Source organism: Synechococcus sp. PH41509, assembly GCF_020514285.1.
GTDB lineage: Bacteria > Cyanobacteriota > Cyanobacteriia > PCC-6307 > Cyanobiaceae > Parasynechococcus.
The window spans coordinates 53392-78138 of record NZ_VTLD01000010.1 but is presented as its reverse complement, the minus strand read 5'-3'; the positions used below and the strand labels follow the sequence as shown (position 1 = coordinate 78138).

Annotated in this window: 27 protein-coding genes and 1 pseudogene; 12 read left to right on the top strand and 16 right to left on the bottom strand. The window is 61.7% G+C overall.

Features of this window, described 5'->3' with window-relative positions:
* From FZZ88_RS04835 to cysK, 5 genes and pseudogenes are all read left to right on the top strand, one after another.
* Window positions 1-143 (top strand): annotated as a pseudogene (locus tag FZZ88_RS04835) (photosystem II D2 protein (photosystem q(a) protein)); the annotation flags it as partial.
* Window positions 127-1515, top strand: a complete 1389-nt coding sequence (psbC, locus tag FZZ88_RS04830; RefSeq protein WP_115022594.1) for a photosystem II reaction center protein CP43 — start codon at window positions 127-129, stop codon at window positions 1513-1515. The pseudogene FZZ88_RS04835 and the gene psbC, both read left to right, overlap by 17 nt.
* A 110-nt stretch (window positions 1516-1625) precedes the next feature.
* Complete coding sequence (locus FZZ88_RS04825) at window positions 1626-2768, top strand: PLP-dependent aspartate aminotransferase family protein (RefSeq protein WP_115022138.1); 1143 nt, start codon at window positions 1626-1628, stop codon at window positions 2766-2768.
* On the top strand, window positions 2765-4219 hold the full coding sequence (locus FZZ88_RS04820; protein ID WP_166018062.1) for a PLP-dependent transferase: 1455 nt from the start codon (window positions 2765-2767) through the stop codon (window positions 4217-4219). Before FZZ88_RS04825 ends, FZZ88_RS04820 begins: the two co-directional genes overlap by 4 nt.
* 100 nt (window positions 4220-4319) lie before the next feature.
* Window positions 4320-5306 (top strand): cysteine synthase A, encoded by a 987-nt coding sequence (cysK, locus tag FZZ88_RS04815; RefSeq protein WP_115022595.1) that lies wholly within the window; start codon window positions 4320-4322, stop codon window positions 5304-5306.
* A gap of 47 nt (window positions 5307-5353) precedes the next feature.
* Here the strand turns inward: cysK and queA are convergent, their stop codons facing one another.
* From queA to lipB, 5 genes are all read right to left on the bottom strand, one after another.
* Window positions 5354-6463 carry a tRNA preQ1(34) S-adenosylmethionine ribosyltransferase-isomerase QueA gene (gene queA, locus FZZ88_RS04810; protein WP_166018060.1) on the bottom strand — a complete coding sequence of 370 codons (1110 nt, stop codon included), beginning with the start codon at window positions 6461-6463 and terminating at the stop codon, window positions 5354-5356.
* Between the two features lie 12 nt (window positions 6464-6475).
* Window positions 6476-7801 (bottom strand): dihydrolipoamide acetyltransferase family protein, encoded by a 1326-nt coding sequence (locus FZZ88_RS04805; RefSeq protein WP_166018058.1) that lies wholly within the window; start codon window positions 7799-7801, stop codon window positions 6476-6478.
* Window positions 7802-7857: 56 nt separating this feature from the next.
* On the bottom strand, window positions 7858-8301 hold the full coding sequence (locus tag FZZ88_RS04800) for a YlqD family protein (RefSeq protein ID WP_115022154.1): 444 nt from the start codon (window positions 8299-8301) through the stop codon (window positions 7858-7860).
* Window positions 8302-8393: 92 nt separating this feature from the next.
* On the bottom strand, window positions 8394-10307 hold the full coding sequence (locus tag FZZ88_RS04795; protein WP_166018056.1) for an AMP-binding protein: 1914 nt from the start codon (window positions 10305-10307) through the stop codon (window positions 8394-8396).
* Between the two features lie 28 nt (window positions 10308-10335).
* Window positions 10336-11034: a lipoyl(octanoyl) transferase LipB gene (gene lipB, locus FZZ88_RS04790; RefSeq protein ID WP_166018054.1), complete on the bottom strand. Its 699-nt coding sequence runs from the start codon at window positions 11032-11034 to the stop codon at window positions 10336-10338.
* Between the two features lie 11 nt (window positions 11035-11045).
* On the opposite strand from lipB, the gene hpf reads away from it, so the two are divergent.
* Genes hpf through FZZ88_RS04765 form a run of 5 tightly spaced genes read left to right on the top strand, consistent with a single transcriptional unit; the run spans window position 11046 to window position 15712 of the window.
* On the top strand, window positions 11046-11633 hold the full coding sequence (gene hpf, locus FZZ88_RS04785; protein ID WP_166018052.1) for a ribosome hibernation-promoting factor, HPF/YfiA family: 588 nt from the start codon (window positions 11046-11048) through the stop codon (window positions 11631-11633).
* Between the two features lie 14 nt (window positions 11634-11647).
* Window positions 11648-12328 carry a 2-deoxyribose-5-phosphate aldolase gene (locus tag FZZ88_RS04780; protein ID WP_166018049.1) on the top strand — a complete coding sequence of 227 codons (681 nt, stop codon included), beginning with the start codon at window positions 11648-11650 and terminating at the stop codon, window positions 12326-12328.
* Window positions 12329-13102 carry a DNA repair protein RecO gene (gene recO, locus FZZ88_RS04775; RefSeq protein WP_166018047.1) on the top strand — a complete coding sequence of 258 codons (774 nt, stop codon included), beginning with the start codon at window positions 12329-12331 and terminating at the stop codon, window positions 13100-13102.
* A 28-nt stretch (window positions 13103-13130) separates the two neighbouring features.
* Window positions 13131-14510: an MFS transporter gene (locus FZZ88_RS04770; RefSeq protein WP_166018045.1), complete on the top strand. Its 1380-nt coding sequence runs from the start codon at window positions 13131-13133 to the stop codon at window positions 14508-14510.
* A 32-nt stretch (window positions 14511-14542) separates the two neighbouring features.
* Entirely contained in the window at window positions 14543-15712 is a 1170-nt protein-coding gene (locus FZZ88_RS04765; protein ID WP_166018043.1) for a glycosyltransferase family 4 protein, read from the top strand.
* Between the two features lie 9 nt (window positions 15713-15721).
* Here the strand turns inward: FZZ88_RS04765 and FZZ88_RS04760 are convergent, their stop codons facing one another.
* From FZZ88_RS04760 to FZZ88_RS04745, 4 genes are all read right to left on the bottom strand, one after another.
* On the bottom strand, window positions 15722-16240 hold the full coding sequence (locus tag FZZ88_RS04760; RefSeq protein WP_166018042.1) for an isoprenylcysteine carboxylmethyltransferase family protein: 519 nt from the start codon (window positions 16238-16240) through the stop codon (window positions 15722-15724).
* On the bottom strand, window positions 16241-16726 hold the full coding sequence (locus FZZ88_RS04755; protein WP_166018113.1) for a L,D-transpeptidase: 486 nt from the start codon (window positions 16724-16726) through the stop codon (window positions 16241-16243).
* Window positions 16727-16901: 175 nt separating this feature from the next.
* Window positions 16902-17246, bottom strand: coding sequence for a hypothetical protein (locus FZZ88_RS04750; RefSeq protein WP_230332833.1), 345 nt, complete (start codon window positions 17244-17246; stop codon window positions 16902-16904).
* A gap of 78 nt (window positions 17247-17324) precedes the next feature.
* Window positions 17325-17885 (bottom strand): acireductone dioxygenase, encoded by a 561-nt coding sequence (locus FZZ88_RS04745; protein WP_166018038.1) that lies wholly within the window; start codon window positions 17883-17885, stop codon window positions 17325-17327.
* A 47-nt stretch (window positions 17886-17932) separates the two neighbouring features.
* Between FZZ88_RS04745 and cobI the strand changes: the two genes are divergently transcribed.
* Window positions 17933-18664: a precorrin-2 C(20)-methyltransferase gene (gene cobI / locus FZZ88_RS04740; RefSeq protein ID WP_206339253.1), complete on the top strand. Its 732-nt coding sequence runs from the start codon at window positions 17933-17935 to the stop codon at window positions 18662-18664.
* On the opposite strand, the gene proC is transcribed toward cobI, so the two are convergent.
* The 6 genes from proC to der all read right to left on the bottom strand — a co-directional run bounded on the left by proC (window position 18661) and on the right by der (window position 23361).
* Entirely contained in the window at window positions 18661-19437 is a 777-nt protein-coding gene (gene proC, locus FZZ88_RS04735) for a pyrroline-5-carboxylate reductase (RefSeq protein WP_206339291.1), read from the bottom strand. The genes cobI and proC overlap by 4 nt on opposite strands.
* Before the next feature lie 44 nt (window positions 19438-19481).
* On the bottom strand, window positions 19482-20048 hold the full coding sequence (locus FZZ88_RS04730; protein ID WP_166018034.1) for a cell division protein SepF: 567 nt from the start codon (window positions 20046-20048) through the stop codon (window positions 19482-19484).
* Between the two features lie 75 nt (window positions 20049-20123).
* Complete coding sequence (locus FZZ88_RS04725; protein ID WP_166018032.1) at window positions 20124-20786, bottom strand: YggS family pyridoxal phosphate-dependent enzyme; 663 nt, start codon at window positions 20784-20786, stop codon at window positions 20124-20126.
* Between the two features lie 4 nt (window positions 20787-20790).
* On the bottom strand, window positions 20791-21057 hold the full coding sequence (locus FZZ88_RS04720) for a PipX family protein (RefSeq protein WP_166018029.1): 267 nt from the start codon (window positions 21055-21057) through the stop codon (window positions 20791-20793).
* 24 nt (window positions 21058-21081) lie between these two features.
* On the bottom strand, window positions 21082-21990 hold the full coding sequence (locus tag FZZ88_RS04715; protein WP_166018027.1) for an energy-coupling factor transporter transmembrane protein EcfT: 909 nt from the start codon (window positions 21988-21990) through the stop codon (window positions 21082-21084).
* A gap of 3 nt (window positions 21991-21993) precedes the next feature.
* Window positions 21994-23361 (bottom strand): ribosome biogenesis GTPase Der, encoded by a 1368-nt coding sequence (gene der / locus FZZ88_RS04710; protein ID WP_115022600.1) that lies wholly within the window; start codon window positions 23359-23361, stop codon window positions 21994-21996.
* 527 nt (window positions 23362-23888) lie between these two features.
* On the opposite strand from der, the gene FZZ88_RS04700 reads away from it, so the two are divergent.
* Window positions 23889-24272, top strand: a complete 384-nt coding sequence (locus FZZ88_RS04700) for a L,D-transpeptidase (RefSeq protein WP_115022181.1) — start codon at window positions 23889-23891, stop codon at window positions 24270-24272.
* 1 nt (window position 24273) lies between these two features.
* On the opposite strand, the gene FZZ88_RS04695 is transcribed toward FZZ88_RS04700, so the two are convergent.
* Window positions 24274-24741, bottom strand: a complete 468-nt coding sequence (locus tag FZZ88_RS04695; RefSeq protein ID WP_166018025.1) for a DUF1823 family protein — start codon at window positions 24739-24741, stop codon at window positions 24274-24276.
* Window positions 24742-24747: the final 6 nt, after the last annotated feature.

Genomic DNA, 24747 nt, shown 5'->3' with positions numbered 1-24747 from the left:
CAGAAGATCCCGAATTTGAGACCTTCTACACCAAGAACATCCTTCTGAATGAAGGTCTGCGTGCCTGGATGGCACCGGCTGACCAGCCGCACGAAAACTTCGTCTTCCCTGAAGAGGTTCTGCCCCGTGGTAACGCTCTCTAATCCCGGTCTTGGCGCCACTGGCGGCAAAGACCTCTCCTCCACCGGGTATGCCTGGTGGTCTGGCAACGCCCGTCTGATCAACCTGTCAGGCCGTCTGCTTGGTGCCCATGTGGCCCACGCTGGTCTGATGGTGTTCTGGGCCGGCGCAATGATGCTGTTCGAGGTGAGTCACTTCACCTTCGATAAGCCCATGTACGAGCAGGGCTTCATCTGCATGCCCCACGTCGCCACCCTTGGCTATGGCGTGGGACCCGGCGGTGAGGTCACTGATCTCTTCCCCTTCTTCGTGGTCGGTGTTCTGCACCTGATCAGCTCCGCCGTGCTCGGTCTCGGCGGCCTCTATCACGCCCTGCGTGGTCCGGAGATTCTGGAGAACTACTCCTCTTTCTTCTCCCAGGACTGGCGTGACAAGAACCAGATGACCAACATCATTGGTTATCACCTGATCCTTCTGGGCGTCGGCTGCCTGCTGCTGGTCTTCAAGGCCATGTTCTTCGGCGGGGTCTACGACACCTGGGCCCCCGGCGGCGGTGACGTGCGCCTGATCACCAACCCGACTCTCGATCCGGGTGTGATCTTCGGCTACCTGTTCCGTGCCCCCTTCGGTGGCGAAGGCTGGATCATCGGTGTGAACTCCATGGAGGACATCATCGGTGGACACATCTGGCTCGGCCTGACTCTGATCTTCGGTGGTATCTGGCACGCCATCACCAAGCCCTTCGGTTGGGTGCGTCGCGCCTTCATCTGGAATGGTGAGGCCTACCTGAGCTACAGCCTCGGCGCGTTGAGCTTCATGAGCTTCATCGCCTCGGCTTACATCTGGTTCAACAACACCGCCTATCCCTCCGAGTTCTGGGGCCCCACAAACGCTGAGGCTTCCCAAGCTCAGAGTTTCACCTTCCTGGTGCGTGATCAGCGCCTCGGCGCCAACATCGGTTCCGCCATGGGCCCCACCGGCCTTGGTAAATATCTGATGCGCTCACCAACGGGTGAAATCATCTTCGGTGGTGAAACCATGCGCTTCTGGGACTTCCGTGGTCCCTGGCTGGAGCCCCTGCGTGGCCCCAACGGTCTCAGCCTCGACAAGCTGCAGAACGACATTCAGCCCTGGCAGGTGCGCCGTGCCGCTGAATACATGACGCACGCCCCGAACGCCTCCCTGAACTCCGTGGGCGGCATCATCACCGAGCCCAACTCGGTGAACTATGTGAACCTCCGCCAGTGGCTGGGTGCAGCGCAGTTCGTGCTCGCCTTCTTCTTCCTGGTTGGTCACCTCTGGCACGCAGGCCGCGCTCGCGCTGCTGCTGCTGGCTTCGAGAAAGGCATAGACCGCAAGGCTGAGCCTGTGCTCGGCATGCCCGATCTCGACTGATCCACCGGTTCAATCCAAACGATCGTCAATTAACCCCCGCCTCACGGTGGGGGTTTTTTATTGGGCGGGGGGAGGCGATTTCTTAGCCTGTTCGGATCGACGGATCGTCCGTGAACACAGGTCTGAACACCCGCGTGATCCACCACGGCGACAGCTACGCGGACGACACCGGCACGGTGATGCCGCCAATCTTTCCCACCAGCACCTTCGCCCATGGCAACCCCGGTGGGTTTGATTACACCCGTTCCGGCAACCCCAACTTCCGCATCCTCGATGGGGTGCTCGCCTCGGTCGAGGGCTGCGCTCACGCCACCGTCTTCGCCTCCGGCGTCAGCGCTATTACCGCTGTGGTCTCCCAGCTAAAACAGGGCGATCTGGTGCTGTGCGAAGAGAACCTCTACGGCTGCACCGTGCGTCTGTTCGAACAGGTCTTCGCCAAGTTCGGGCTGAAAACCGCATGGGTGGACTTCACCCAGCCGGAAGCGCTGGAGGAGATCCAATCCCGCAAGCCCGCAATGGTGTGGCTAGAGAGTCCCACCAACCCGCTGCTCAAGGTGATCGACCTGGAGGCGGTCTGCGCCATCACCCAAACCCTTGGGATCCCCGTGGTGGTGGACAACACCTTTGCCACCGCCCTCGTTCAGCGCCCGCTGGATCTGGGCGCCACCCTCTCGCTCACCAGCACCACCAAATACATCAACGGCCACTCCGATGCCCTCGGCGGAGCCGTGTGCACCAACGATCCTGACTGGCACCAGAAGATGGTGTTCTCCCAGAAGGCTCTAGGCCTGCAACCCTCCCCCTTCGACTGCTGGCTGATCACCCGCGGCATCAAGACCCTGCCGCTGCGGCTCAAGCAGCAGATGGCCAATGCCGCTGCTCTCGCCGATCAACTGGCCCAGCACCCAGCGGTGAACTGGGTGCGCTACCCCCACCGCAGTGATCACCCTCAACATCAGGTGGCGACCCGTCAGATGACAGCCGGCGGCGCAATCGTCACCGCGAGCTTCAATGCCAGCCAGGAGCAGACCTATGCCCTCTGCAAGCAGCTGCGCTGGTTCACGATGGCCGAGAGCCTTGGAGGCATCGAGAGCCTGATCTGTCACCCCGCCACCATGACCCACGCCGCCGTGTCGGCTGAGATGAAAGCAAAGCTGGGAATCGACGACGGACTGGTGCGCTTCTCGGTGGGCTGTGAAGACCTCGCCGATCTGCAGGCCGACCTGCAACAGGCCCTGGAGCTGCTGGCGTGAGTCCCCGCAACCTGCTCAGCGATCCGGCCTGGCAGGGCTGCGATCTTGGCCATCCTCTGCCGGACTCACCCCATGCGGTGTCCGTCGCGCTGCCGCGCTGGCGTGATGTGGTTGCCTACGAGGAGAAGGATCCGGCCTGCCGCGATGCACTGAAGACCGTCTATCCCCGCTTCGGGCTGCATCCACTGATCCAACAACTCACTCAACCGTCCGAGATTGCGGGCAGCACGGTCTGGCCCTACCCCACGGCTGCAGCAGCTCAGGCGGCCCTGGCCCACTGTCGCCGCAAGGCACCAGACAGCCGTTCGGAGTTGATTGCTATCGCGAGCGTCTCCTGCCTGAACAGCGATGCATCGGCCACTCCCCATGCCAAAGCGTTCTGGCAGCACACCGGCCTTGGGCTCTCGTCCCGCCAGGCCGCGATCGCCCTGGGTCAGGAAGCGCCTCCCACAAGCGAAGACGGCGAAGCGGCACGGCGTGCCATTCGACAACGCTTAGCCGACATCCACGACGTGGGGCCTGACCACATCAGCCTTCATCCCTCCGGCATGGCGGGGCTCCATGCAGCTCTCACTGCAGTGCAAGGCCTGCGGCCAGGACGCAGCACACTGCAATTGGGCTTTCCTTACGTGGATGTGTTGAAGCAACCACGGGTGGTCTTCCACGGCGGAGACCTGCTTCAACCGCAAGACCTAGCGGACGTTGAAGCAGCGCTGGATCAACTGGAGCCCGCCGCCGTGATTGTGGAGCTTCCCAGCAACCCGCTCCTGCGCTGTGTTGATCTGCCTGCCATATCCGCCTTGGCCCGCGCCCGTGGCATCCCCGTGATCGCCGACGACACGATTGGCACCGGAATCAACCTCAATGCCTTGCCCTATGCGGATCTGATCTTCACCTCTTTAACCAAAAGCTTTGCTGGGCGTGGTGATGTGATGGCTGGAAGCTTGTTGGTGAGTCCCCAGTCACCCTGGGCCAGAACATTGCTCACCGCCGTCACGACGGTGGCTGGTCTCGGCGATGCCGATGCCATTGCCTTGGAGGAAGCCAGCCGAGATGTAAAGGAACGAGCACCACAGCTGGATGCCCATGCACTCCTTCTCGCCGAACGGCTGGAAACCCATCCAGCCATCGAACGGGTGCTGCATCCAAAAGACTGCCCCAATTTTCGAACTCTGATGCGCAGCGGAGCCGGATATGGCTGCCTGCTCTCGTTCGAACTAAAGCAAGGTCGTCAGCAAGCGCAGGTGGTGTACGACGTTCTACGGGTCAGTAAAGGCCCCAGCCTTGGAACCAATTTCACCTTGGCTTGCCCCTACACCCAGCTCGCCCACTACGACGAACTGGCCTGGGCCGAGCGCTGTGGCGTCGCCGCTGATTTACTCAGAGTGTCGGTGGGTTTAGAAGACCCTGACGAACTTTGGATGCGCTTTCAGCGAGCCTTGGATAGCTAAGAGTCCGGTGAGACTCTGAAAAAGCCCTTAACAACGGAGGGGGGAGCCGCTCAACATCATTAGTTTGTTTTCTTCGGGCCCCTCCTACAGCAGCAGCTCAATGTCCCGCATTTACGACGACAACAGCCAGGCCATCGGCAACACCCCGCTGGTGAAGTTGAACAACGTCACCAAGAATTGCAAGGCCACCGTGCTGGCCAAAATCGAAGGTCGCAACCCCGCCTACAGCGTCAAGTGCCGGATCGGCGCCAACATGATCTGGGACGCTGAAAAAAGCGGAAAGCTCACCAAAGGCAAGGTGATTGTTGAACCCACCTCCGGCAACACCGGCATCGCCCTGGCCTTCACTGCAGCTGCCCGGGGTTACAAATTGATCCTGACAATGCCTGAATCGATGTCGATCGAGCGTCGTCGGGTCATGGCGGTTCTCGGTGCCGAACTGATCCTCACGGAAGCCGCCAAGGGCATGCCTGGCGCCATCGCCAAGGCCAAAGAAATCGCCGATAGCGACCCGGCCAAATACTTCATGCCTGGTCAATTCGACAATCCCGCCAACCCTGAAATCCACTTCAAGACCACTGGTCCGGAGATCTGGAACGATTGCGATGGCGCCATCGATGTGCTGGTGGCAGGCGTCGGCACGGGCGGCACAATCACCGGCGTCTCCCGCTACATCAAAAATGAAGCCGGAAAAGCCATCGAATCTGTGGCCGTCGAACCGACCAACAGTCCGGTGATCACCCAGACCATGAACGGTGAGGACGTCAAGCCCGGTCCCCACAAGATTCAAGGCATCGGCGCCGGCTTCATCCCCAAAAACCTCGATCTTTCCGTGGTCGACAAGGTGGAGCAGGTGACCAACGAGGAATCCGTCGCGATGGCCCTGCGCTTGGCCCAAGAGGAAGGGCTGCTGGTCGGCATCTCCTGCGGTGCTGCCGCCGCTGCAGCGATTCGTCTGGCCGAGAAAGATGAGTATGCCGGCAAAACCATCGTGGTGGTGCTGCCTGACCTGGCTGAGCGTTACCTCTCGTCTGTGATGTTCGCTGAGGTGCCGACCGGCATCATCGAGCAACCGGTGTCTGTCTGAGTTCACTCCGCAACACAAGCACCAGCCCCGTCCTTGACGGGGCTTTTTTATTGCGTTGCCAAGCCAGTGGGCGCCGCATGGGGCTGCACCGCCGCAGCATCAATCCACATGGCATCGCCATAGGAGAAAAAGCGATAGTTCCTCTCAATCGCTTCCGCATACAGCTTCAACAAGGTTTCCCGACCGATGAGGGCACTCACCAACAGAAGCAAAGAGCTTTTGGGCAGATGAAAGTTGGTGAGCAAGGCTTGAATCACCTTGAACTGATAGCCGGGCTGAATCACCAGATCCACCGGCCCCGTATACGGCATCAGAACTCCGCCATGGGCCTGAGCGGCTCCCTCCAGAGCACGAACACTCGTGGTGCCCACGGCAATCACGCGACCCCGACAAGCCTGCACCGCTTTCACCACAGCGGGGCTGACATCGACCCATTCGCTGTGAAGCTCCAACGCGGTGAGATCTTCCGTTTCGACGGGACGAAAGGTGCCAAGGCCCACATGAAGGGTGATCCGGGCCAGGTCAACCCCTTTCTGCTGCAAGGCCTCCAAGAGCTCATCGCTGAAGTGCAGTCCAGCCGTCGGCGCAGCCACAGCCCCGGGACGATCGGCATAGCGAGTCTGATAACGCTGGATGTCACTGGGATCGTGCCGTTCGATATAAGGCGGTAGAGGCACTTCGCCCACTTCATTCAGCAAACCCTCAATCGTTTCGGCATCCCTGCAATCACTTGGGAACTGAACCACCCGTCCACCGCTCGCTGGATCTTCAGCGAGCACCTTCAGACAGATCGAGGTTCCCTCAATCGTGAGGCTGTCGCCTGGCCGCATGCGCTTGGCGGGGCGCGCCAGACACAGCCAGCGTCCCTCCCCCCGCGGCTCAAGCACCAGCAATTCGGACAGCCCACCCCCGGAACGACGCACCGCCAGTCGCGCCTTCAGCACCCGGGTGTCATTCACCACCAGCAGATCTCCGGGCCGCAGCTGCTCGAGCAGATCCCACACCGTGCCGTGAGCTGCTTCCGTTGATGGCTCACCCTGGGGGGGAACCATCAACAACCGAGCGCTGTGACGGGGCTCGACCGGTGCCTGGGCGATGCGCTCTGGCGGTAGCGGGTAGTCGTAGCTGCTGAGTTGATGGTCCCTGGGGTCAGGCACGCGGACGACCGATCAGAGCGCCAAGCTCTCCGGACGCGTCTCGATCAGTTCAGCGAGATCCTTCAGGAATGCAGCGCCATCGGCGCCGTAAATCACCCGGTGATCCGCCGTCAGGTTGACCTGCATCTGACGCTTGACGGCGATGGACCCGTCTTTGCCCGCCACCACCGTAGGACGTGAGGCGGCAACAGCAAGGATGGCTCCCGTGCCTGGGGGAAGGATCGCGTCGAAGCGATCAACCCCGAACATGCCGAGATTGGAGAGGGTGAAGGTTCCCGTGGAATATTCCTCGGGCTGCAACTGCTTGCTGCGGGAGCGCTTGACCAGATCGCCCCACTGACGCGACATCTCATAGAGGTCGGTGCGATCAGCGTTGCGCAGCACAGGTGTGATCAAGCCACCATCTTCCATCGCGACAGCCACGGCGACGTTGACATCAGCGGGATAGGCCATTCCAGCCGCGGTCGTGGCGGCATTCACCTGAGGGTGACGCGCCAAGGTGACGGCCACCGCCTTGGCAAGCAACGCCGTCATCGTGACGCCCTTCGGCTTCACCTGTTTATAGAAGGCATCCAGCTTGTCGGTGGTGATGGCGTAGCCGACGCGGAAGCAGGGAACCGCCAGGCTCGCCTCCATGTTTTTGTTCACCGCACCCTGCAGGGTGTTGAAGGCCACGGTCTCGCCGGGCCGACCAAAGCTGTTTCCAGCGGGCGCAGCAGGGGCCGAGGATGCAGACGCAGGCTGACCCGTAGCCGCAGGAGCGGAACCCTCCGCCACACGGGGGACAGAGATGGGCTGTCCAGAGGCTTGTTCAACGTCTTCCGCCTGAATCCGGCCATGGGGCCCGCTGCCACGCACCGTGGCCAAATCCACGCCCATCTGGGACGCAAGCTTTTTGGCCCGGGGGCTCGCCACGATGCGGCCATCGTTCACAACCGGCGCCGACGGAGCAGGAGCGGCGATAGGTGCTGAGGCTGGAGCAGGCGCAGGAGTCGGAGCTGAAGCCTGAACCGCAGCTGGTGTGGGAGCCGGTGCAGGGGCTGGTGCAGCCGCAGGGGCGCTGGGAGCCTTGGCCTGCGCGTCAGCAATCTCGGCTTCGGTTTCGACAATCAGACCGATGGTTTCGCCCACCGGTGCGGTGCTGCCGGCCGGCATCAAGACGGCGGCAAGATAACCGTCCTGAAACGACTCAACGTCCATATCTGCTTTGTCGGACTCAACGACAAGGACGGACTCACCTCGAGCCACCTTGTCGCCGGGCTGTTTCAGCCATTCCACGATCTTCCCCTCCGTCATGGTGGAGCTGAGGGCAGGCATGAAGATGTCTGTGGTTGCCAAAACCGTCTCCGAAGGGGCAGATCAGGGGAGTTTACGAGTCAGCAGAAGGAAGCCGATCAGGCCTCCTCGATCGACTGAACTACGCCGTCCTTGACAACGATGGCCACCTGCATCTTCTGAACCAGGTTGTCGCCGACCTTGAGCTCACATGTGCTCTCGAGCTGCCCCTGCTCAACGATCTGATCCATGTCCAGTTCACGGACCTGGGCCTGCTGCTGAAGCAAGTTGCGCTTCTGCTCCTCAAGTTCGGCACGCTTGGCCGCCACCTGTTGTTGAATCTGCGCCACCTGATCCTGCACACGCGGATCCAGGGGATTGGCGCTCTGACGACGCACCTGATCCACGACGTCCTGACCCTCCTGTTCCAGCTGCGCCAGCTGCTGGTCGGCAGTTGCAATACCGCTGCTGAGCTCGCGCTCTGCTTCCTCTTTCCAGGTGGGCGTCACCACGGCGCGAACGGTGATCGGACGCTTGATCGTCAAGGAGGTGCCGTCGGACATGGAATCTTGGGAGACGGCCAAAGCGTGTCAGCACTTCCGCGTGTGGTCAATTACCGGTAAACCGACCGCCTCACAAGCGTCTTAAGCCGCGTTCAACGTCCGTAGACCGCATCGATCAAGTGCTGATCACGGCTGGTAATGCGATCACGACGCTGCTTCAGGGTCTGGGTCAAAAGTCCGTTCTCGATGCTGAAGAGACTCACCAGCACCACCCCGGTCAAGCGCTCATCACCCCGGGATCCAGCCCTCTGCTTCAGCAACCTGTTGCATTCGCGCATCAAGAGTTTGAGCAGGGCCGGGTCTCCAGGCTGGCCGCCCAGATCTTGAGCCACCCTCAAGCCGGCTTCAGCCGCCCAGGCCACGATCGCCTCCGCACGGGGAACGATCAAGCCACCGAGCTGGCGTTCGTCCTGACCTACCAGCATCACCTGCTCGATGAGGGGGCTGGCCACCAAGGCCTCTTCCAATGGGCCTGGCTCGATGTTCTCGCCACTGCTCAACACAATGGTGTCCTTGGCCCGGCCAGTGAGTGCCACGGAACCATCCGGCAGGAGCATGCCCAGATCACCGGTGTCAAACCACCCCTGTTCATCGAGAACCTTGGCGCTGGCCTCGGGCTTTCCGAGATAACCCGCCATCACCTGGGGACCCCGCACCATCACCCGACCCCGTTGCCGGAAGCCCAAAGGCTGACCGTTGTCGAGATCCACAATCCGGAATTCGGTCTGTGGCATGGGTAGCCCCGAACTGCCGCGAATGTTGCGCCAGGGTCTCCTGCAGCTCACCACAGGGCTGGTTTCTGTAAGGCCGTAGCCCACCAACAGTTCAATCCCCACCGCTTCAAAGAACGCATCGATGTGAGGAGCAATGGCACCGCCACCGCTGATCGGATAGGCGAGCTGGCCACCGCTGAGCTGCCGCCGCAGCTTGGGCCAGATCAGAGCCGAAGCCAGAGCATGCAGGGGCCAGCGCAGTGCAGCAGAACCGAAGGCACGCAACCGTCCGGAGGCTGAAACCGGATCGAGCAGGAGGTTGCGAGCCGTTCGCATGGCGTCGCGCTGGGCAGCACTGTTGGCCAACGCTGCCCGAAGCAAGCGCTGTCGGGACGAAGGGAAGGTCTTGAGCACATCCTCAAATCCGGCTTGAACTGCCTCCCACAGCCGGGGGACGGTGGCCATCGCAATCGGCCTGACCCGCGGCAGATCCTTCTTCAGTTGTTTGATGGTTGTGTAGGTCTGCGTACAACCGCAGGAGAAAAAGTAGTAGCTGGCGCTGCGCTCGTAGGCATGCCAGATGGGCAGCACACTCAGCACCGGAGCACCGGGCTCGGGATAGGCCACGCAGGCCAGTGAGCTCATCTGATGCAGCAGGTTGGCGTGGGTCAATGGGACCCCCTTGGGCTGCCCGGTCGTCCCGGAGGTGTACAAAACAGTCGCGACGGCCTCTCGCCCCCCAGCCGGGCGAACGGGATCACATCCAGCCCCCGACGACAGGAACATTTCCCAGCCGATAGTCCCCTCGGCTGGCTCCCCTTCCAGCTGAAGCACAAAGCGCAACAGAGCCCGTTGTTCTGGGGGAAGGTCCAGACGACGCCACACGTCTGCGTTCTGAACAACCAGGGCTGTCGCCTGGCAATCGAGAAGGATGTAACGCAGCTCCTCCACTGGGGCAGAGGCCCCGCGCACAGCATCAGCGGCGCCGGAACGCATCAGGCCTTGATCGGCCACGAGCCAGCGGGGGCTGTTCTCAGCAAAGAGAGCCACCACATCCCCTTCTTTGACGCCATGGCGCCGAAATGCAGCGGCGGCGGTGGCGATGCGCTCAGCCAGTTCGCCGAAATTGAAGCGTTCGGGATGAGCCGCATGGGGCGCATCCACCGCAGCAATGCCCCCATGGCGGTCAGCGAGCCAGGGCCAAACCGCATCAACCCTTGGCAACGCCTGAACATGGGCATGACGATGCAGAGCATCCATCTCGCGGGCTGTCGGGCTCCAGCTGGCCGTCATCCGATGCAGGGGTTCAAACAGCTCAGGTCTATCTCGCTTCGTCCTCCCAGACCAGACCGAAGCGATGGGCCAGGGCCTGTCGCAGCAGCGGCTGCACATCAGCCAGCGTCAGCCCCGGCAACCAGTCCGCCAGCCTTCCCACAGCACGACCGGTGAGACCACAGGGGGTGACCTGCTCAAACCCCTGCATCGCGCAATCCACGTTTAGGGCCAGGCCGTGCTGGGTGATCCAGCGGCGACAGCCAACACCGATGGCGGCGACTTTGCGGTTGTCTAACCAGAGGCCTGTCAATCCCGGCAAACGCTGACCCTCCAAGCCCACCTCCGACAGAACATCCAGCACGACCTGCTCCAGCTGGCGCAAATACCAGTGCAAGTCGGGAGTGCGCCGCCGAAGGTCCAACACCGGATAGGCCACCAACTGACCGGGGAGGTGATGGGTGACCTCACCGCCCCGATCAATCCGGTAAAGGGGTGCGGGTGGATCGACAGGGTCAAAATGCAGGTGCTCCTCATTCGCGCCGCGGCCGAGGGTGTAGCAGGGCTGATGCTGAAGGATCCAGACCGCCTCGGGCGCCAACGAGTCAGCCAAAAGGCTGCTCTGCCAGCGCTGTTGCGCTGACCAAGCCGCATCGAACCGAACCGGATGATCGGGCTCGAAAAGAAATGCACGCTGGGGGTGGGCCGAATCGTGCGCCGTATCTAGCTTGCCGATGACAACCTGCACAGGAGCGAGGCATGAAGTTGCTGATCCATGGTCGCAACCTCGAGATCACGCCTGCATTGCGGGACTACACCCAAACCAAACTGGAGCGGGCCACAGCGCACTTTGAAGGTGCTGTGCGGGAAGCGGACGTCCATCTCTCGGTAGCCCGCAACCCCCGCGTCCCGCAGCAGACCGCCGAAGTGACGGTCTTCGCCAACGGGACCGTGATCCGGGCCCAGGAACGGAGTGAAAACCTCTACGCCAGCATCGATCTGGCCGCTGGCAAACTCGCCCGCCAGCTGCGCCGCTGGAAGGAACGCCACAGCGATCACCACCACAGCCATGGCCACAGCGCCAGCCACACCCCCAGCACGGATGTCGTCAACAACGACATCCCGGTTGAGGACTCCCTGTTGCAGGGGCGAAAGGCGGAACTGCCTGATCCGGGTGTCCGACGGAAATATTTCGCCATGCCACCGATGAGCCTGGACGACGCTCGTCGCCAGTTGGATCTCATTGACCACGACTTCTATCTCTTCCGCGAGAAGGACAGTGACCAACTGCAGGTGATCTATCGACGCAACCATGGAGGATATGGCGTGATTCAGGCTCGTGACTGACCGCTTGGCCCGCCATGGCTGATCCAGCCCAAGAGCTCCCCGACCTGCCGCCAAGGCTTGATCAGGCGATCCTGGACCCGTTGCTGACCCGAGACCAACTCCAAGCCCTTTCTGACTCCGGGGTGCAGGAGGGCGTGCGTGCCATCTGCACCACTCCGCGGCAGTTGCCGCTGCTGCGGGAGCGACTCGGCGGCACCGACTCGGGCCCTCGCCTGGTGGCCGCCATTGGCTTCCCGTTCGGTGCTATTCCCGCCAATCTCAAGCTGGCGGAAGCGGAGTGGTGCGCCGCCCATGGCGCCCAGGAGCTCGATGTCGTTCCAGACTTCCTTGCCTTGGCAAACGGCGATTCAGGAGCATTTGCCGAAGAGCTCTCGGCTCTCTGCGACCTGGGGCTTCCTGTGCGGACCATCCTGGACATGGCACGTCTTGAAACGGAACAACTGGAGCTGGCCGTGGAGGCAGCTATTGATGCAGGCGCTGCTGGCCTACAGACCGGAAACGGCTTTGGTCCGGCGTGTCATCCCGATCAGATCCGTCAGTTGAAGCAGCTAAGCCGCAAACGCTGCGCGATCAAAGCCGCCGGTGGTATTCACAGCCTCAGCCATGTGGGTGAACTGTTGTTGGCAGGGGCCGATCTACTGGGCACCAGCAGCGCCCCTGCTCTGCTCCAGGCCCAACGCCGCCCCGCTGCCTGAATGGCAGAACGACGTCTGACAGGACTCGCCCTCAAGGTGGGCCCCCTGGGCGAGCATGACCGCCTGCTGAGCCTGCTCAGTGATGATGAAGGTGTCAGCCGCTTCGCCGTTCCAGGAGCGCGCCGGCCCAAAAGCAGTCTGGCTGCCGCTGCACCCCTCACTCTGTTGGAACTCCAAGTGGGCGGACGCAGTGGCCTTGCGCGAGTGCGTCAATTGCGGGTGCTGCGGAGTTTCTCCGGTCTCGGACAACGGCTAGAAACCCTGGCTGCGGCGCAGGCTCTCTGTGATTTGTGCCTTCAGCTGGCGGCGCAGGACCCCGTGGAGGGCTTACTCGCCACGATGCAACTGCACCTGGAACGTCTCGAAGAGCACCGAGCCGATCCAGAGCTGGTGCTGGCCGGCACGGTCCAGGCCTGCATCCATCTGCTCACCCTGGGCGGTTATGGATTGCCATTGCAAACCTGCTGCATAACGGGCAATCCCCTGGAACCACCACTGGGTCAGTGGGACTGGCGCTGCAGCTTGCTGCCGCAGGACGGCTTTGCCATCGACGAGCAGCCTGGGGCGGCTATCCAGCTGAATCCCTCCGAACTAGCGCTGCTGCAGCGACTGACCCGTGCCGACCTGCCCCGACGCCGTGACGGAAACCTGATGGGTCCCCCGGCCGTGTGGCGTCGCCTGCTGAGGGTGGTCGACATCTGGAGCCGGACGCATCTCAACCGCCCGAGCAAAGCCCTGGCCATGCTGCGGGAGACGCTGCTGGCAGGTGCGTGAGCCATCATGGCCGCGATGCAGTTACCCCTTGAGCGGACCCAGCCTGTCAACGCCTGAACCCGCTCTGCCCACCGGCAGCAATCCCGAAGGGAAACGCGGGTTGGAAGCCGTGCTTCGACTGAACGATTTCCGCAAGCTGTGGCTGGGCCAGATCTTTTCCCAACTGGCGGACAAGTTCTACATCGTGTTGATGGTCTTTCTGATCGATCAGCACTTGCTGCTGAAGGGGCAGGGCAGTGGCGTGCTGGTGGAGATGGCATCGGATTACGGCCTGGACATCAGCACACGCACCCAGGTGATCACCCTGCTTGCCACAGGCATCTTTGTGGCCAACACCATCCCCGCCATGGTGCTGGGGACGGTGGCTGGCGTCTGGGCTGACCGCTGGCCCAAGCGTCGGGTGATGGTGGCCAGCAATGCCCTGAGAGCCCTTCTCGTGGTGTTCGCACCAATCTGTCTCCTTTCTGGGCCCATTTGGCTCGGGCTTCCCTGGGGCTACTGGGGGCTGGTGGGAATGACCTTCCTTGAGTCGATCCTGACCCAGTTTTTCGCCCCCTCTGAACAGGCCACCATTCCTGTCGTGGTGCCTGGGGAACACCTCTTGGCCGCCAACTCCCTCTATCAAGCCACCAGCATGGGAGCCACGATCTTGGGCTTCGCCTTAGGGGAACCGATTCTTCGCGCGCTTCATAGCAGCCTGGCGTCCCTCGGCATCGATGGCGGCGAGTTTCTGTTGCTTCCTCTTTGTTACGGCCTCGCCGCCCTCAGCCTGTCGCGCCTGAAACTTCAAGAAGCCCCCAAACCCGCCTCCAACACGTCGGTGTGGACAGAGATCGGTGAAGGGCTGCAGGTGCTGCGACGGGTTCCCTCCGTGCGGGGCGCCATGATTCATCTGGTGCTGCTCTACAGCCTGTTGGCGGCGCTCTACGTGCTCGCGCTTCAGCTCGCTGCCCTGATCGACAACCTGGGCCCCTCGGGGTTTGGCGCACTCCTGGCCATGAGTGGGCTGGGAATGGCGATCGGAGCCGTCGTGATCGCCCAACTGGGACATCGGTTCAGCCGACGTCGACTCACAGCGACAGGCCTGGGAACCATCACCTGGACGTTGGTGCTGCTCAGCCAACTTCAGGGCTCCCTGATCTTCACCCTGAGCCTCTGCGGCATTCTCGGAATTGGAGCAGCTCTGGTAGCGATTCCCGCTCAGACCACCATTCAGGAGGAAACCCCCGAAACAGAGCGGGGAAGAGTGTTTGGACTCCAGAACAACCTGATCAACATTGCCCTGAGTCTGCCGCTCGTTCTGGCAGGGACCCTGGTGAGCAGCATTGGCCTGCAACCAGTGCTGTGGCTGCTGGCTGGATTGGCACTGGTTGCGGCTTTGATCGAACGACCGTGGCAACGCTGCTAACTTGCCGGTTCGCATGAAGAGGCCTAACCCGCTTGGCGCAGATTGCCTGGCTCGGCAAGAAGTCTCCCTTCTGCGGGAATGTGTCCTACGGGATCAGCACCACCGAAGCGCTGCGGCGTCGCGGGCATCAGGTGCACTTCATCCATTTCGACAACCCGCGCAGCCCTGAGCGCGACAACACGTCACTACTGGCCAACGACCCTGACGTCAGCCTGCCCTATCTGGTCAAATCGCAGGTTTACACGATCCCCTCCCCTGGAGCACAAAGGGAGCTGAGGGAATCACTCGAACGGCTACAGCCTGATCTGGTTCACGCCAGCCTCACCCTTTCGCCTCTGGATTTCCGGCTGCCGGAGCTTTGTCAGCAGCTGGGCGTCCCCCTCGTCGCCACCTTTCATCCTCCCTTTGATGCGGGCCTGCGCAACCTGACGGCGGGAACCCAGCAGCTCACCTACCAGCTGTATGCACCGGCTCTGGCCCGTTACGACAGGGTCATCGTGTTCTCGCAGCTTCAGGCGGATTTCCTGGAGCGCCTCGGTGTTCCAGCAGATCGTCTGACAGTGATTCCCAATGGTGTTGACACCGACCGCTGGTGCCCAACAGCCCCAGGAACCCTTTCGCTGATGCATCAACAGGTTCGGCAGCGGCTGGGCCGAGAACGAATCGTGCTTTATATGGGGCGATTGGCGACGGAGAAGAACGTCGAGGCCCTGCTGCGAGCCTGGCGTCTTGTCTCACCAGAGGGGTGTCGACTGGTGATCGTCGGCGACGGACCGCTTCGCAACAGCTTGATGAACCAGTTCAACGACGACCGGATTCTCTGGTGGGGCCATGAGCCGAACCAGGACACCCGGGTTGCCCTGCTCCAGTGCGCTGAGGTCTTCATCCTCCCGAGCCTTGTCGAAGGCCTGTCGCTGGCCCTGCTAGAGGCGATGGCCACCGGAACAGCCTGCGTTGCCACCGATGCTGGTGCCGATGGCGAGGTCTTGGAGCAAGGAGCGGGGATCGTGCTGAGCACCCAAGGCGTCACCACCCAGTTGCGCACCCTGCTCCCAGTGATCAGAGACCAGCCGGTGCTGACGGCGGAACTGGGCCGGAAAGCCCGTGTCCGCGCATTGGAGCGCTACACCATTTCACGCAACATCGACGCCCTCGAACAGCTTTATGCAGATCTGATGCTGACCAGCTCAGTCGCCGCCTGAACCTGACGATCAGCGCCAGTCGAGACCCGGCATCCAGCCAACAATGGCCGGAGTGACAGCGGCGTACTGGGGGTAATTCGGATGCACCGCCCTTAAACCCTCCTCCTCAAAGCGGGCTTTACCCCGCAGCACCACCGCCAAACTGAACAAGAGCAACAGATGCAGCAAGCTGCCGGTGGCCAGCACAACACCTGCTGAACAAAGCAACAGGGCCCGGTACAGAGGATGCCGACAGATGGTGTAAGCCCCAGTAGCAATCAATTGATTCGACAGCTTGGGCGCCGGCAGCGGCGAGAGGCTGGCCCCAAGAGAGTGAAGGGCCTGGATGGCTCGGAAGAGACCCAAAGCCAACAAGAACAAGCCAATCCCAAACAAGGGCAAGGGCCAGATCAGTACACCGAAGCTGGCCGGAGGAGGCCAGACAGGGAGCAGATGGGCCGTGATCAGCAGCAGCTGGGCCAGCAGCCACCACTCACCGCGTCGGTTGTCCAACCAGCCACCCCAACTGAAGCCCCAATTCGAGAACATTCACTCGCTAACCACCAATGTTCGGACGTTACGGCGCTGCACAAGGCCCGCCAGGACCTCCATATCCTTCCAGCGAATCAGCCCCACACAACCCAGGGTGCCGCTGTTGGCATTGCGGTTGGCGCTGGGATCGAGATGAATGCCCAAATGTCCTCGCCCTGTTGGGAACTCCGGTTCAATCCCGATCCAGATCGGCCCGAGCTCGCTCGGATCAGCGGGCCCCAGGGCTTCCACCGGCCCGAGGCTGTAACGACCGGCAGGAAGCGGCGCACGGGTGCCGGACCGATGACGATCGGCGTTCTGTCGGTGAGCTCGACCACTAACGGCATCAAAGTGCTTCACAGGCTCGCCAGGGGTTTCCAGACGAAGACTCCAGATGGGATCGCGAGTGTGTGAGAGCGATCGCATGGTGCGGTACATCACCAGAACCGACTCACCAGTGGATGGGGGCGTGGACGAGGAAGTGGATGCAGAGGCCAGATCCATCTCAGCCGCAGAGCAGGGCGCCGATAAAAGCACCAGCAGATTCAAGGCGAGACAAGATCGAACGACCACAGCAGCCAGGCAAGGAGGCCGGAACCCTATGGGCGGTTTTTATTCGCTGAGGAAATAAAAGCCAGCCGTCTCACCGTCCCCTTCTGAGACCCGCCACGAGAAGAGCTCAGAGTTCGTTTCTAGCGAGCTGCAGCGCTTCAGCCTCCCTCTTGGGATCCAAGGCACAGCTGTCATCCAGCAAGAGCTGAAGGCGTGGGCTCACGGCCTCCACCAGGGGGTTGGTCAGCACACCCCGGCTGATACCCAGCTCCTCCAGCGTATTGACCAGCGCTTGGTTGGCTTGGCTGCGCCGAAGACGTCCCTTCTCCACGAGGCAGTCGCTGCTGGCCTTGGCCATGGCGGCATAACTTCGAATCCTGCGGGCCAGCACCACCACGGCGACCCGCCGTTGAACCTCGGGTGCCAGGGGAGCATCCTCTGCAGCAACAGCTATCACTCCGGCAACAGCCATCACTGACGCCAGGGGCAGACCCAAAAGCAGCCCAGAGAGATATCGGGGGAAGTGCATCAACCTGCCTGGAGAGCTCACTCAGTCAAGCCTGGGAAAACGCTGGGCGATGGTGCTGCCGCTGTACTGAGCCACCCATCCCTCAGGATTATTGAACCAACGCACGGCACAGAACCGGGGGCGCTGGCCCATATCAAACCAATGGCGGGTCCCTGCCGGAACACGAATCAAATCGCCCTGTTCACAGAGCACGCTGAGCACCTCAAAACCGATGTGCAACACAAACAAGCCGCACCCTTCCACAAAAAAGCGCACCTCGTCTTCGGCATGGGTGTGCTCCTCAAGAAACTTGCAACGCAGGGTCTCGCGATCGGGGTGATCCGGGGTCATCCGAATCGCATCGACCGTGGCGTAGCCGCCATCGCGCTGAACCCGGGCAATAGCTGCGGCATAAACATCAAGGATGGAGGCTTGATCAGCACCCTCAGGAAGGGGCTGATCGGCGGGCCATTGCTCAAAACCGATGCCCCGGCGCTGAAGTTCCGCCTGAATCACCGCTGGATCACCGCTCTCCAGCTGGGGTAGAAGCCCATTCGGGGCATTTTGTGCTGTTTCGTCTGGAAAGATGCTGAGACGACTCATCGTCTGGACCCCGGGCGCATCGACTGCTGACCATCATCGATCCCACCATGACTGGGGGTCTCACGCTGGTGGGAGTCGGCCCGGGCGATCCATCTCTGCTGACCCTCGCCGCCGTTGAGGCCATCCGCCAAGCGGAGGTGGTGGCCTACCCGGTCGGGCGACCGGGAGCCGACAGCATGGCCGCCCGCATCGCCACCGATTGGATCCGCAGCGACCATCAGTGCCTGCCGCTGTTGTTCCCAATGGTGGAGGCCGCCGAGCCACGTCGAGCCGCCTGGGAGACGGCGGCGCAACAGCTGCAAAACATCGTCCGTTCTGGCCAGCGAGTTGCGCTGCTGTGTGAAGGCGATGCGTCTCTGTTTGCGAGCTGCAGCTATGTCCTGCTGGCCATTCTCCAGGAGTGGCCCGACTGTCCCGTCACGGTGATTCCCGGTATCACCTCGTGCTCCGCCGCGGCCGCTGCCGGCCTCTGGCCCCTCGCCCTGCAGCAGGATCAATTGCTGGTGCGCCCCTGCCCTGACACACCTGAAGAGCTGGGGGTGGTTCTGGACACCGCCGCCACCACAGGGCAGGTGCTCGCCCTGCTGAAACTGGGGCGACGCTGGAGTTGGGTGCAACCCCTGCTGAAGCAACGCTCGCTGCTGCATCAAGCACTGTTCGCCGAGCGAGTCGGTTGGCCGGAACAACGCATCTGTTCAGCGGATGCCGTTGATGCCGAACCGCGCCCCTACTTCTCACTACTGCTCATTCGTCAGGGATGGCCTGACGTGTTGCCCTAAGCCAGCTCCCGACTGCGTTCCGCGGCTGCGATGACAGCTTCGATCAAGGCGGAGCGCAGACCGATACGTTCCAAGGCACGAACGCCAGCAATCGTCGTTCCCGCCGGTGAAGTCACCATGTCCTTGAGCTGGGCAGGGTGCAGATCGCGACGATCCAGCAGTTCAGCCGTTCCAGCCAGGGTTCGGTGGCTCAGCCGCAACGCCAGATCCCTTGGAAGACCGGCAGCCACCGCTCCATCAGCCATGGCCTCAGCCACCAAAGCCACAAAGGCTGGACCCGAGGAAGTCAACGCCAAGAAAGCATCAAGCTTGGCTTCAGCCAGCTCAAGCACTTCGCCCACATCGGCGAATAGCTGCTGCACCTGATCCCGTTGCGCTGGAGCGATCCCTTCACCCCAGGCCAAAGCCGTCAAACCGGCTCCCACCAGCGCAGGGGTATTGGGCACCGCCCTCACACAGCAGTGGCCAGGAAACAGATGCTGCAAGCGAGCCAGAGACACTCCCGCCAAAACAGAAATGAGCAGCGGCTGATCCGTGACGGGTGGAGCTGCTGCTGCAACGGAATCCAGTTGCTGCGGCTTCACCGCAAGCAACTGGACCGGTGCGGTCCAAACCTTGGGAGCTGAAGGATCGTCAGCAGCAACCAGCCCGATGCCAGCCGGCATCTCCAAGCGGCGTTGCTCCAAGGAGCCGCTCCCCCCAACAACGGCCAACAGCTGGTGAGCCGGAATCCGACCACTCTCCAGAAGGGGAAGCACAAGGGCCTGAGCCATGCGGCCCAGGCCGATCACACCGAAAGCGGGCTGCACAGGAGAATTCAGAGAGCAGCGGCTCCCCAAGCGGGCGAAGGAGCGCTGGAGGATTCCCCAGCATCTGCCACATCGGCCTCTCGGCTCACCACGGTGGGGGACGAGGCCTCGTCCTGGCCCGTGTTGGTGACGGTGACGCAACTTGGGGCGAACAGGAAGATACTCTCTCCGACGCGCTCCTGATGACCATCGATCGCGAAGGTTCCACCAGCGACGAAGTCAACGGCACGCTGCGCCTGATCGGGCTCCATCATCGTGAGGTTGAGAATGACCGTCTTGCGTTCTCGCAGGGCCTGGATGGCCCGAGGCATTTCATCGAAGCTGCGAGGTTCCATCACATTCACCTCAGCAGACGCAGTGCTGATGCCCGGCATCCCGATCACATTGGATCCAGGCAAGTCACCACCGAGGTCAAATGGGTTGGTGTCACCAATGGTTGCCAGTGCACCACCATCAGCCTGCATGGCGCGCTGGTCCTGGTCGTCTTGCTCGTCGTCGTAGGCGAAATCATCCAATTCGCCATCGAGATAGTCATCGCCAGCGACGACAGCACGGAGACGGGAGATCAGCGACACCTTGGGATTCCTCTCGGTCTGAATGTGGTTCGAAAACCATGTCCCTGGATACCGTTTTCGCCGCTGCGGGGCAAGTCAATTCGCAGAGTCTGTTGACACCAATCTCGGGCCGAACAGTGCCGAGCCAACCCTGAGCCAGGTGCTGCCCGCTTCCGCAGCCTCTTTCCAGTCGGTGCTCATCCCCATCGAACACTCCGCCAAGTTGAACCGATCCGCCAGGGAACGGCACTCGGAAAACAACTCTTTGCGCTGCTTCGCGGCCATGTCGAATGGCGCCATGGTCATCAGTCCCGAGATCCGCAGCCCCGGCAGAGCTTGCAGGTTTGACCAGATAGCGCAGAGTTCATCGGCAGACAGCCCCCCTTTACTGGGATCTGGGCGCAGTTTTACCTGAAGCATCACATCGGGCTGCCGGGCCTCCTCCAAAGCAATGCGCGACACCCGTTCAGCGAGCAGCAAAGAATCGACGGAGTGGATGAAATCGAAGGCCTTCACCACGGGCCGCACTTTGTTGCTCTGGAGGCGGCCGATGAAATGCCAGCGCAGCTGCAGATCGATCAGCTCCTTCTGCTTAGGCAGCGCCTCCTGAACACGGCTTTCCCCGAAATCAAACTGACCGAGCTCTGCCACGGAACGGACGGCCGATGCCGGGTGGCCCTTGCTAACCGCCAGAAGCCTGGCGGAGGAGGGGCGGTCAACTTGGAGCGCCTGCCAACGCGCAGCGAATGAATCCGTCAAGAGTTCAGATGAACGTCTGATCGAACAGCTGAGTCCAGGAGGCCAGGTCCTCTGACCGGTCCCGCCGGCACCGGCCCAGATGAACCTCAGCGTGGTGACGTGCGTCGCCGTAGGGGATCACTTCGAACTGGGCGCCACGGGGCTGCAAGGTGACCAGGAAGAACATTCTCTGGGCATACAGCGTGGCGTAAACGTCACGACCCTCACCAGCCGGAGCTACCCGATAGAGCATCCCGAAGGTTGGGTGATTCAGATATCGCTCGGACGCCATGCCGTGATCAGCCGTGATCAGAGGTCATAGAGCACCGTACTGACCCCGGAGCCCGATCACCAACAAGAGCAATGTCATCGCCAGGCCATTCAGCAGGTGAGCAGGACGTTCAGGAGGCATGCGGAAATACGAAGGACCAAGAATCCGACCACCGCGGGCCACCAGTGCATCCGCTCCCTGCTCAGCTCTTAGAAGGATGTTGGCCAACAGCCTCTCTCCCACGGCCAGCACCAAGCCGAAGCCGGCCTTGAAACCCAGCTGGCGCAGATTGACGGCACGACTGGCAAGAGATCGCAGCAGATTCTGGAGCTCTTCCTGAACGAGAGGCAGAAACCGAAGGGCCAACAACAGTTGAAACCCCAGCCGCTCCACAGGACACCCCAGCCACTTCAAAGGAGTCAGACACCAACTGAGAGCCCAGACCAGATCCTCCGGAGGGGTTGTGATCAACATCAAATTGACGCTGTGAATCACCGTGAAGATCAAGGTCGACGTCCGCAGCCCCAGCACTGCAGAGGCACGGTCCACCACCAGAGGACCCAGCTTGAGACCACCCAACTGCAGGGGTCCAAGGCGCAGCAGATCCCAGGAGGGTCCTTCCGTCTCTAGCCCAGGAAGCTCGACCGGATTACGAAGGGGAAAAGCCGCAGGGGGATCAACAGCCGGCAACAGCATCGATAACAGGCCTACCACAAGCGCCAACGCCGTCAGCAGAAGAACGGACCGCCACCACAGCGACCGGGCCAGACCACTGGCCAGGGTGATCACCACCAGAGCAACCACAAGAGCGACGCGCCACAAGGGCCCGGCCAAAACAGGTGTGAGCAGAAAGACGAGGGACCAGGCCAGCTTCAGTCGAGGGTCCAACCGCCTAAGCCAACCACTGGAGCCATCGACGTATTGGCCCATCGGGACCTGGCGTAACCAGTCCATGACTCAGCCCTTACGGCTCTGTTGTCGGGCCAGATCGCGTTCAGCGTCGCGCTGTTGCTTGCCGCGCCAGAACAGACGCAACGGACTTCCATCGAAGCCGAGGCCCTCGCGGATCTGGCGCTCGACATAGCGCCGGTAGGTCTCCCCGAACAGTTTGGGGTCGTTAACGAAAAGAGTGAAGCTGGGGGGTCGACTTGCGACCTGCGTGCCGTAATACAACTTGCCCTGACGTCCCCCTCGGGTGGTGGGCGGACTACGCCAGCTGAGTGCTTCCTTAAGCACCTCATTCACAACGGAGGTGCTGACACGGCGACGGTGCTGTTCAACCGCCAAGGCGGCCAGAGCAAAGATGCTGTCCACCCGTTGGCCGGTGAGTGCCGATGTGAACAACATCGGGGCCCAATCGAGGAAGTACAGCTTGGAGCGCAGCTCTTTTTCCATCGCCGTCATGGTGTGGCTGTCCTTCTCGACGGCGTCCCATTTGTTGACAACCACCACACAGGCTCGTCCATCCTCCTCAATGCGACCCGCCAGGCGCTGATCCTGCTCGGTCACGCCATCAAGGGCATCAATCACCAGCACGCAGACATCGCTGCGTTCGATCGCCTTAAAACTTCGGTTGATCCCGAAAAATTCCGGGCCATAGTTGACGCTGCGCCGCCGGCGGATGCCAGCTGTGTCCACCAGACGCCAGGGGCGTTGCTCACGGATAATGCTGGTGTCGATCGTGTCGCGCGTTGTGCCGCGAATCGGACTGACGATGGCCCTCTGCTCACCACAGATGGCATTCAGAAGACTGGATTTCCCAACATTCGGCCGGCCGATGATGGCCATCTGAATCGGTTCCTCCTCCTCCCCCTCTTGATCCTTCGGCGGGAGAAATGTGAGCACCTGATCAAGGAGTTCACCGGTTCCGGCCCCGTGAATGGCCGAAATCGGATGGGGCTCACCAAGCCCAAGACTCCAGAATTCGCCGGCCATGGCCAGGCCCTGTTCAGGCGACTCACACTTGTTGACCGCGAGAAGCGTGGGACAGCGATGACTGCGCAGAAATTCAGCGATGGATTCGTCAGCGGCCGTCAGTCCCTGCTGACCGTCCACGATTACTAAGGCCACACTGGCTTCCTCGAGAGCAAGAGCCGCCTGCTCCCGGATTTCCGGCAGAAATTCACTGTCGTCATCAAACACCAGTCCACCGGTGTCGACGACCTTGAATTCCCGATCTCCCCAATAGCCGTCCTGATAGGTGCGATCACGCGTCACGCCGGGCTCATCGTGAACGATGGCTTCTCGGCTGCGGCACAACCGATTCACAAGGGTCGACTTACCGACATTGGGGCGTCCGATGATTGCGACGACGGGACGCGCCAAGGGTCTGTTCAGGCCAATCATTCACCCTACAGAGACGCCTTTAGTGCCCATGAGCTGCTGCTCCTGCTTGGCCTCTACTGCTGACGCGACGTCCTGAACAGGCATCACCGCTGTGGGCCCGTCGCAGCCTGATCCTGTTGATCAGCCTGCTGACACCCCGCTACCTGCACTGGCGCTAAACCGCCAGCCTGAACCTGGAGAGCAACCTTTCCACGACTGTCAGCCTGGTTCTGCTAAGGGCGGAAGGCTGGTTTCTGCTGACGGGTCTTGTAGCGCTTTGGCTGGCGTGGCGGAGACAACCATCCCTCGCGCAACGCGAGGCCCTGCTGCACTGGCTCTATCAACGACAGGACTGCTGGATTAATCGCCAACCGCCACCGGAATGGCGCGCGCTGCTGGGGACTCCAACTCCAGCTCCTCTGCAGCGCAGCCTGGTGCCGATCGCGAGCAGAACCGAAATTCTTTCCGGGCGAGACAAATGAGTCTCAATTGAGACAGCTAGAGCAGGTGAAGTGTGTTCCCTTGCCATGCTCGAGCTCGTCGCCAGCCTTGTGGTCGACCTCTCCGACCAGCGCCTGACGGTTTACAACAGCCAACAGGAAGTCGTCCGGGTGATCCCCGTCAGCACCGGCAAGGCCTCAACGCCAACACCGACCTTCAACAGCAAGGTCTTCACGAAGTACCGCTCCACCACGATGTACGGACGCACCTACACCGTTCCGGGCGTGCCATACACGATGTGCGTCAGTGCCAACGAGGCCATCTGCCTCCATGCAGCGCCCTGGCAGGAGAACGCCGGGCAACCCTTCGGCGTCCCCCGCAGCCATGGCTGTGTGCGCATGCCCATGACCCACGCCCGCTGGTTGTTCCACAACACACCGAAGGGCACGCCGATCACTATTCAAGCCTGAATTACCCCACCGGCAGATCGCCGGGGTGCCCCTGCACCGGATCGACTGGAGCCGGAAGCTCTGGCCCTAAAGGCCCCTGTTCCGGCAGGGACTCCCCTTGCTGTGCCAGCCAGGCCAAGAGCCAGTTCACCGCCGTGGCACGACGGGTCCGTCGGGGGAAAAGCTCACCGATCCGGTAGCCCGCAAAGTTGAGCTGCTGCTTCAGCAGCTGCTTGTATTCCTTGGGAATCGATCGGGTCAAACGAACCGATGCCGGCCGCGCGGCGATCAACTCGGGAGCCAAGGGGAAGGCATCCGCCCAATCCGTTGGCGTGTCTGGACCGGCGCACCATTGGAGTTCATTGGGCCGGTATCCCAAGCGTTCCCAAACCCTTTCGCAGACAAAGCGATCACTGCAGCGGTCCTCCAGGATCTGCAAGAGCAACGAACGACTCAGCGGCCAGGGCATGTCGATTGCGTTGTGCAGCATGGACCC

What these genes read in the sequence shown, in the direction of transcription:
- cysK (WP_115022595.1), top strand. Translation starts at nt 4,320, where the DNA reads ATGTCCCGCATTTACGACGACAACAGCCAGGCCATCGGCAACACCCCG.
- FZZ88_RS04800 (WP_115022154.1), bottom strand. Translation starts at nt 8,301, where the DNA reads ATGTCCGACGGCACCTCCTTGACGATCAAGCGTCCGATCACCGTTCGC.
- FZZ88_RS04795 (WP_166018056.1), bottom strand. Translation starts at nt 10,307, where the DNA reads ATGACGGCCAGCTGGAGCCCGACAGCCCGCGAGATGGATGCTCTGCAT.
- hpf (WP_166018052.1), top strand. Translation starts at nt 11,046, where the DNA reads ATGAAGTTGCTGATCCATGGTCGCAACCTCGAGATCACGCCTGCATTG.
- FZZ88_RS04780 (WP_166018049.1), top strand. Translation starts at nt 11,648, where the DNA reads ATGGCTGATCCAGCCCAAGAGCTCCCCGACCTGCCGCCAAGGCTTGAT.
- recO (WP_166018047.1), top strand. Translation starts at nt 12,329, where the DNA reads ATGGCAGAACGACGTCTGACAGGACTCGCCCTCAAGGTGGGCCCCCTG.
- FZZ88_RS04760 (WP_166018042.1), bottom strand. Translation starts at nt 16,240, where the DNA reads ATGTTCTCGAATTGGGGCTTCAGTTGGGGTGGCTGGTTGGACAACCGA.
- FZZ88_RS04755 (WP_166018113.1), bottom strand. Translation starts at nt 16,726, where the DNA reads ATGGATCTGGCCTCTGCATCCACTTCCTCGTCCACGCCCCCATCCACT.
- FZZ88_RS04750 (WP_230332833.1), bottom strand. Translation starts at nt 17,246, where the DNA reads ATGGCTGTTGCCGGAGTGATAGCTGTTGCTGCAGAGGATGCTCCCCTG.
- FZZ88_RS04745 (WP_166018038.1), bottom strand. Translation starts at nt 17,885, where the DNA reads ATGAGTCGTCTCAGCATCTTTCCAGACGAAACAGCACAAAATGCCCCG.
- cobI (WP_206339253.1), top strand. Translation starts at nt 17,933, where the DNA reads ATGACTGGGGGTCTCACGCTGGTGGGAGTCGGCCCGGGCGATCCATCT.
- proC (WP_206339291.1), bottom strand. Translation starts at nt 19,437, where the DNA reads ATGGCTCAGGCCCTTGTGCTTCCCCTTCTGGAGAGTGGTCGGATTCCG.
- FZZ88_RS04720 (WP_166018029.1), bottom strand. Translation starts at nt 21,057, where the DNA reads ATGGCGTCCGAGCGATATCTGAATCACCCAACCTTCGGGATGCTCTAT.
- FZZ88_RS04715 (WP_166018027.1), bottom strand. Translation starts at nt 21,990, where the DNA reads ATGGACTGGTTACGCCAGGTCCCGATGGGCCAATACGTCGATGGCTCC.
- FZZ88_RS04700 (WP_115022181.1), top strand. Translation starts at nt 23,889, where the DNA reads ATGCTCGAGCTCGTCGCCAGCCTTGTGGTCGACCTCTCCGACCAGCGC.
- FZZ88_RS04695 (WP_166018025.1), bottom strand. Translation starts at nt 24,741, where the DNA reads ATGCTGCACAACGCAATCGACATGCCCTGGCCGCTGAGTCGTTCGTTG.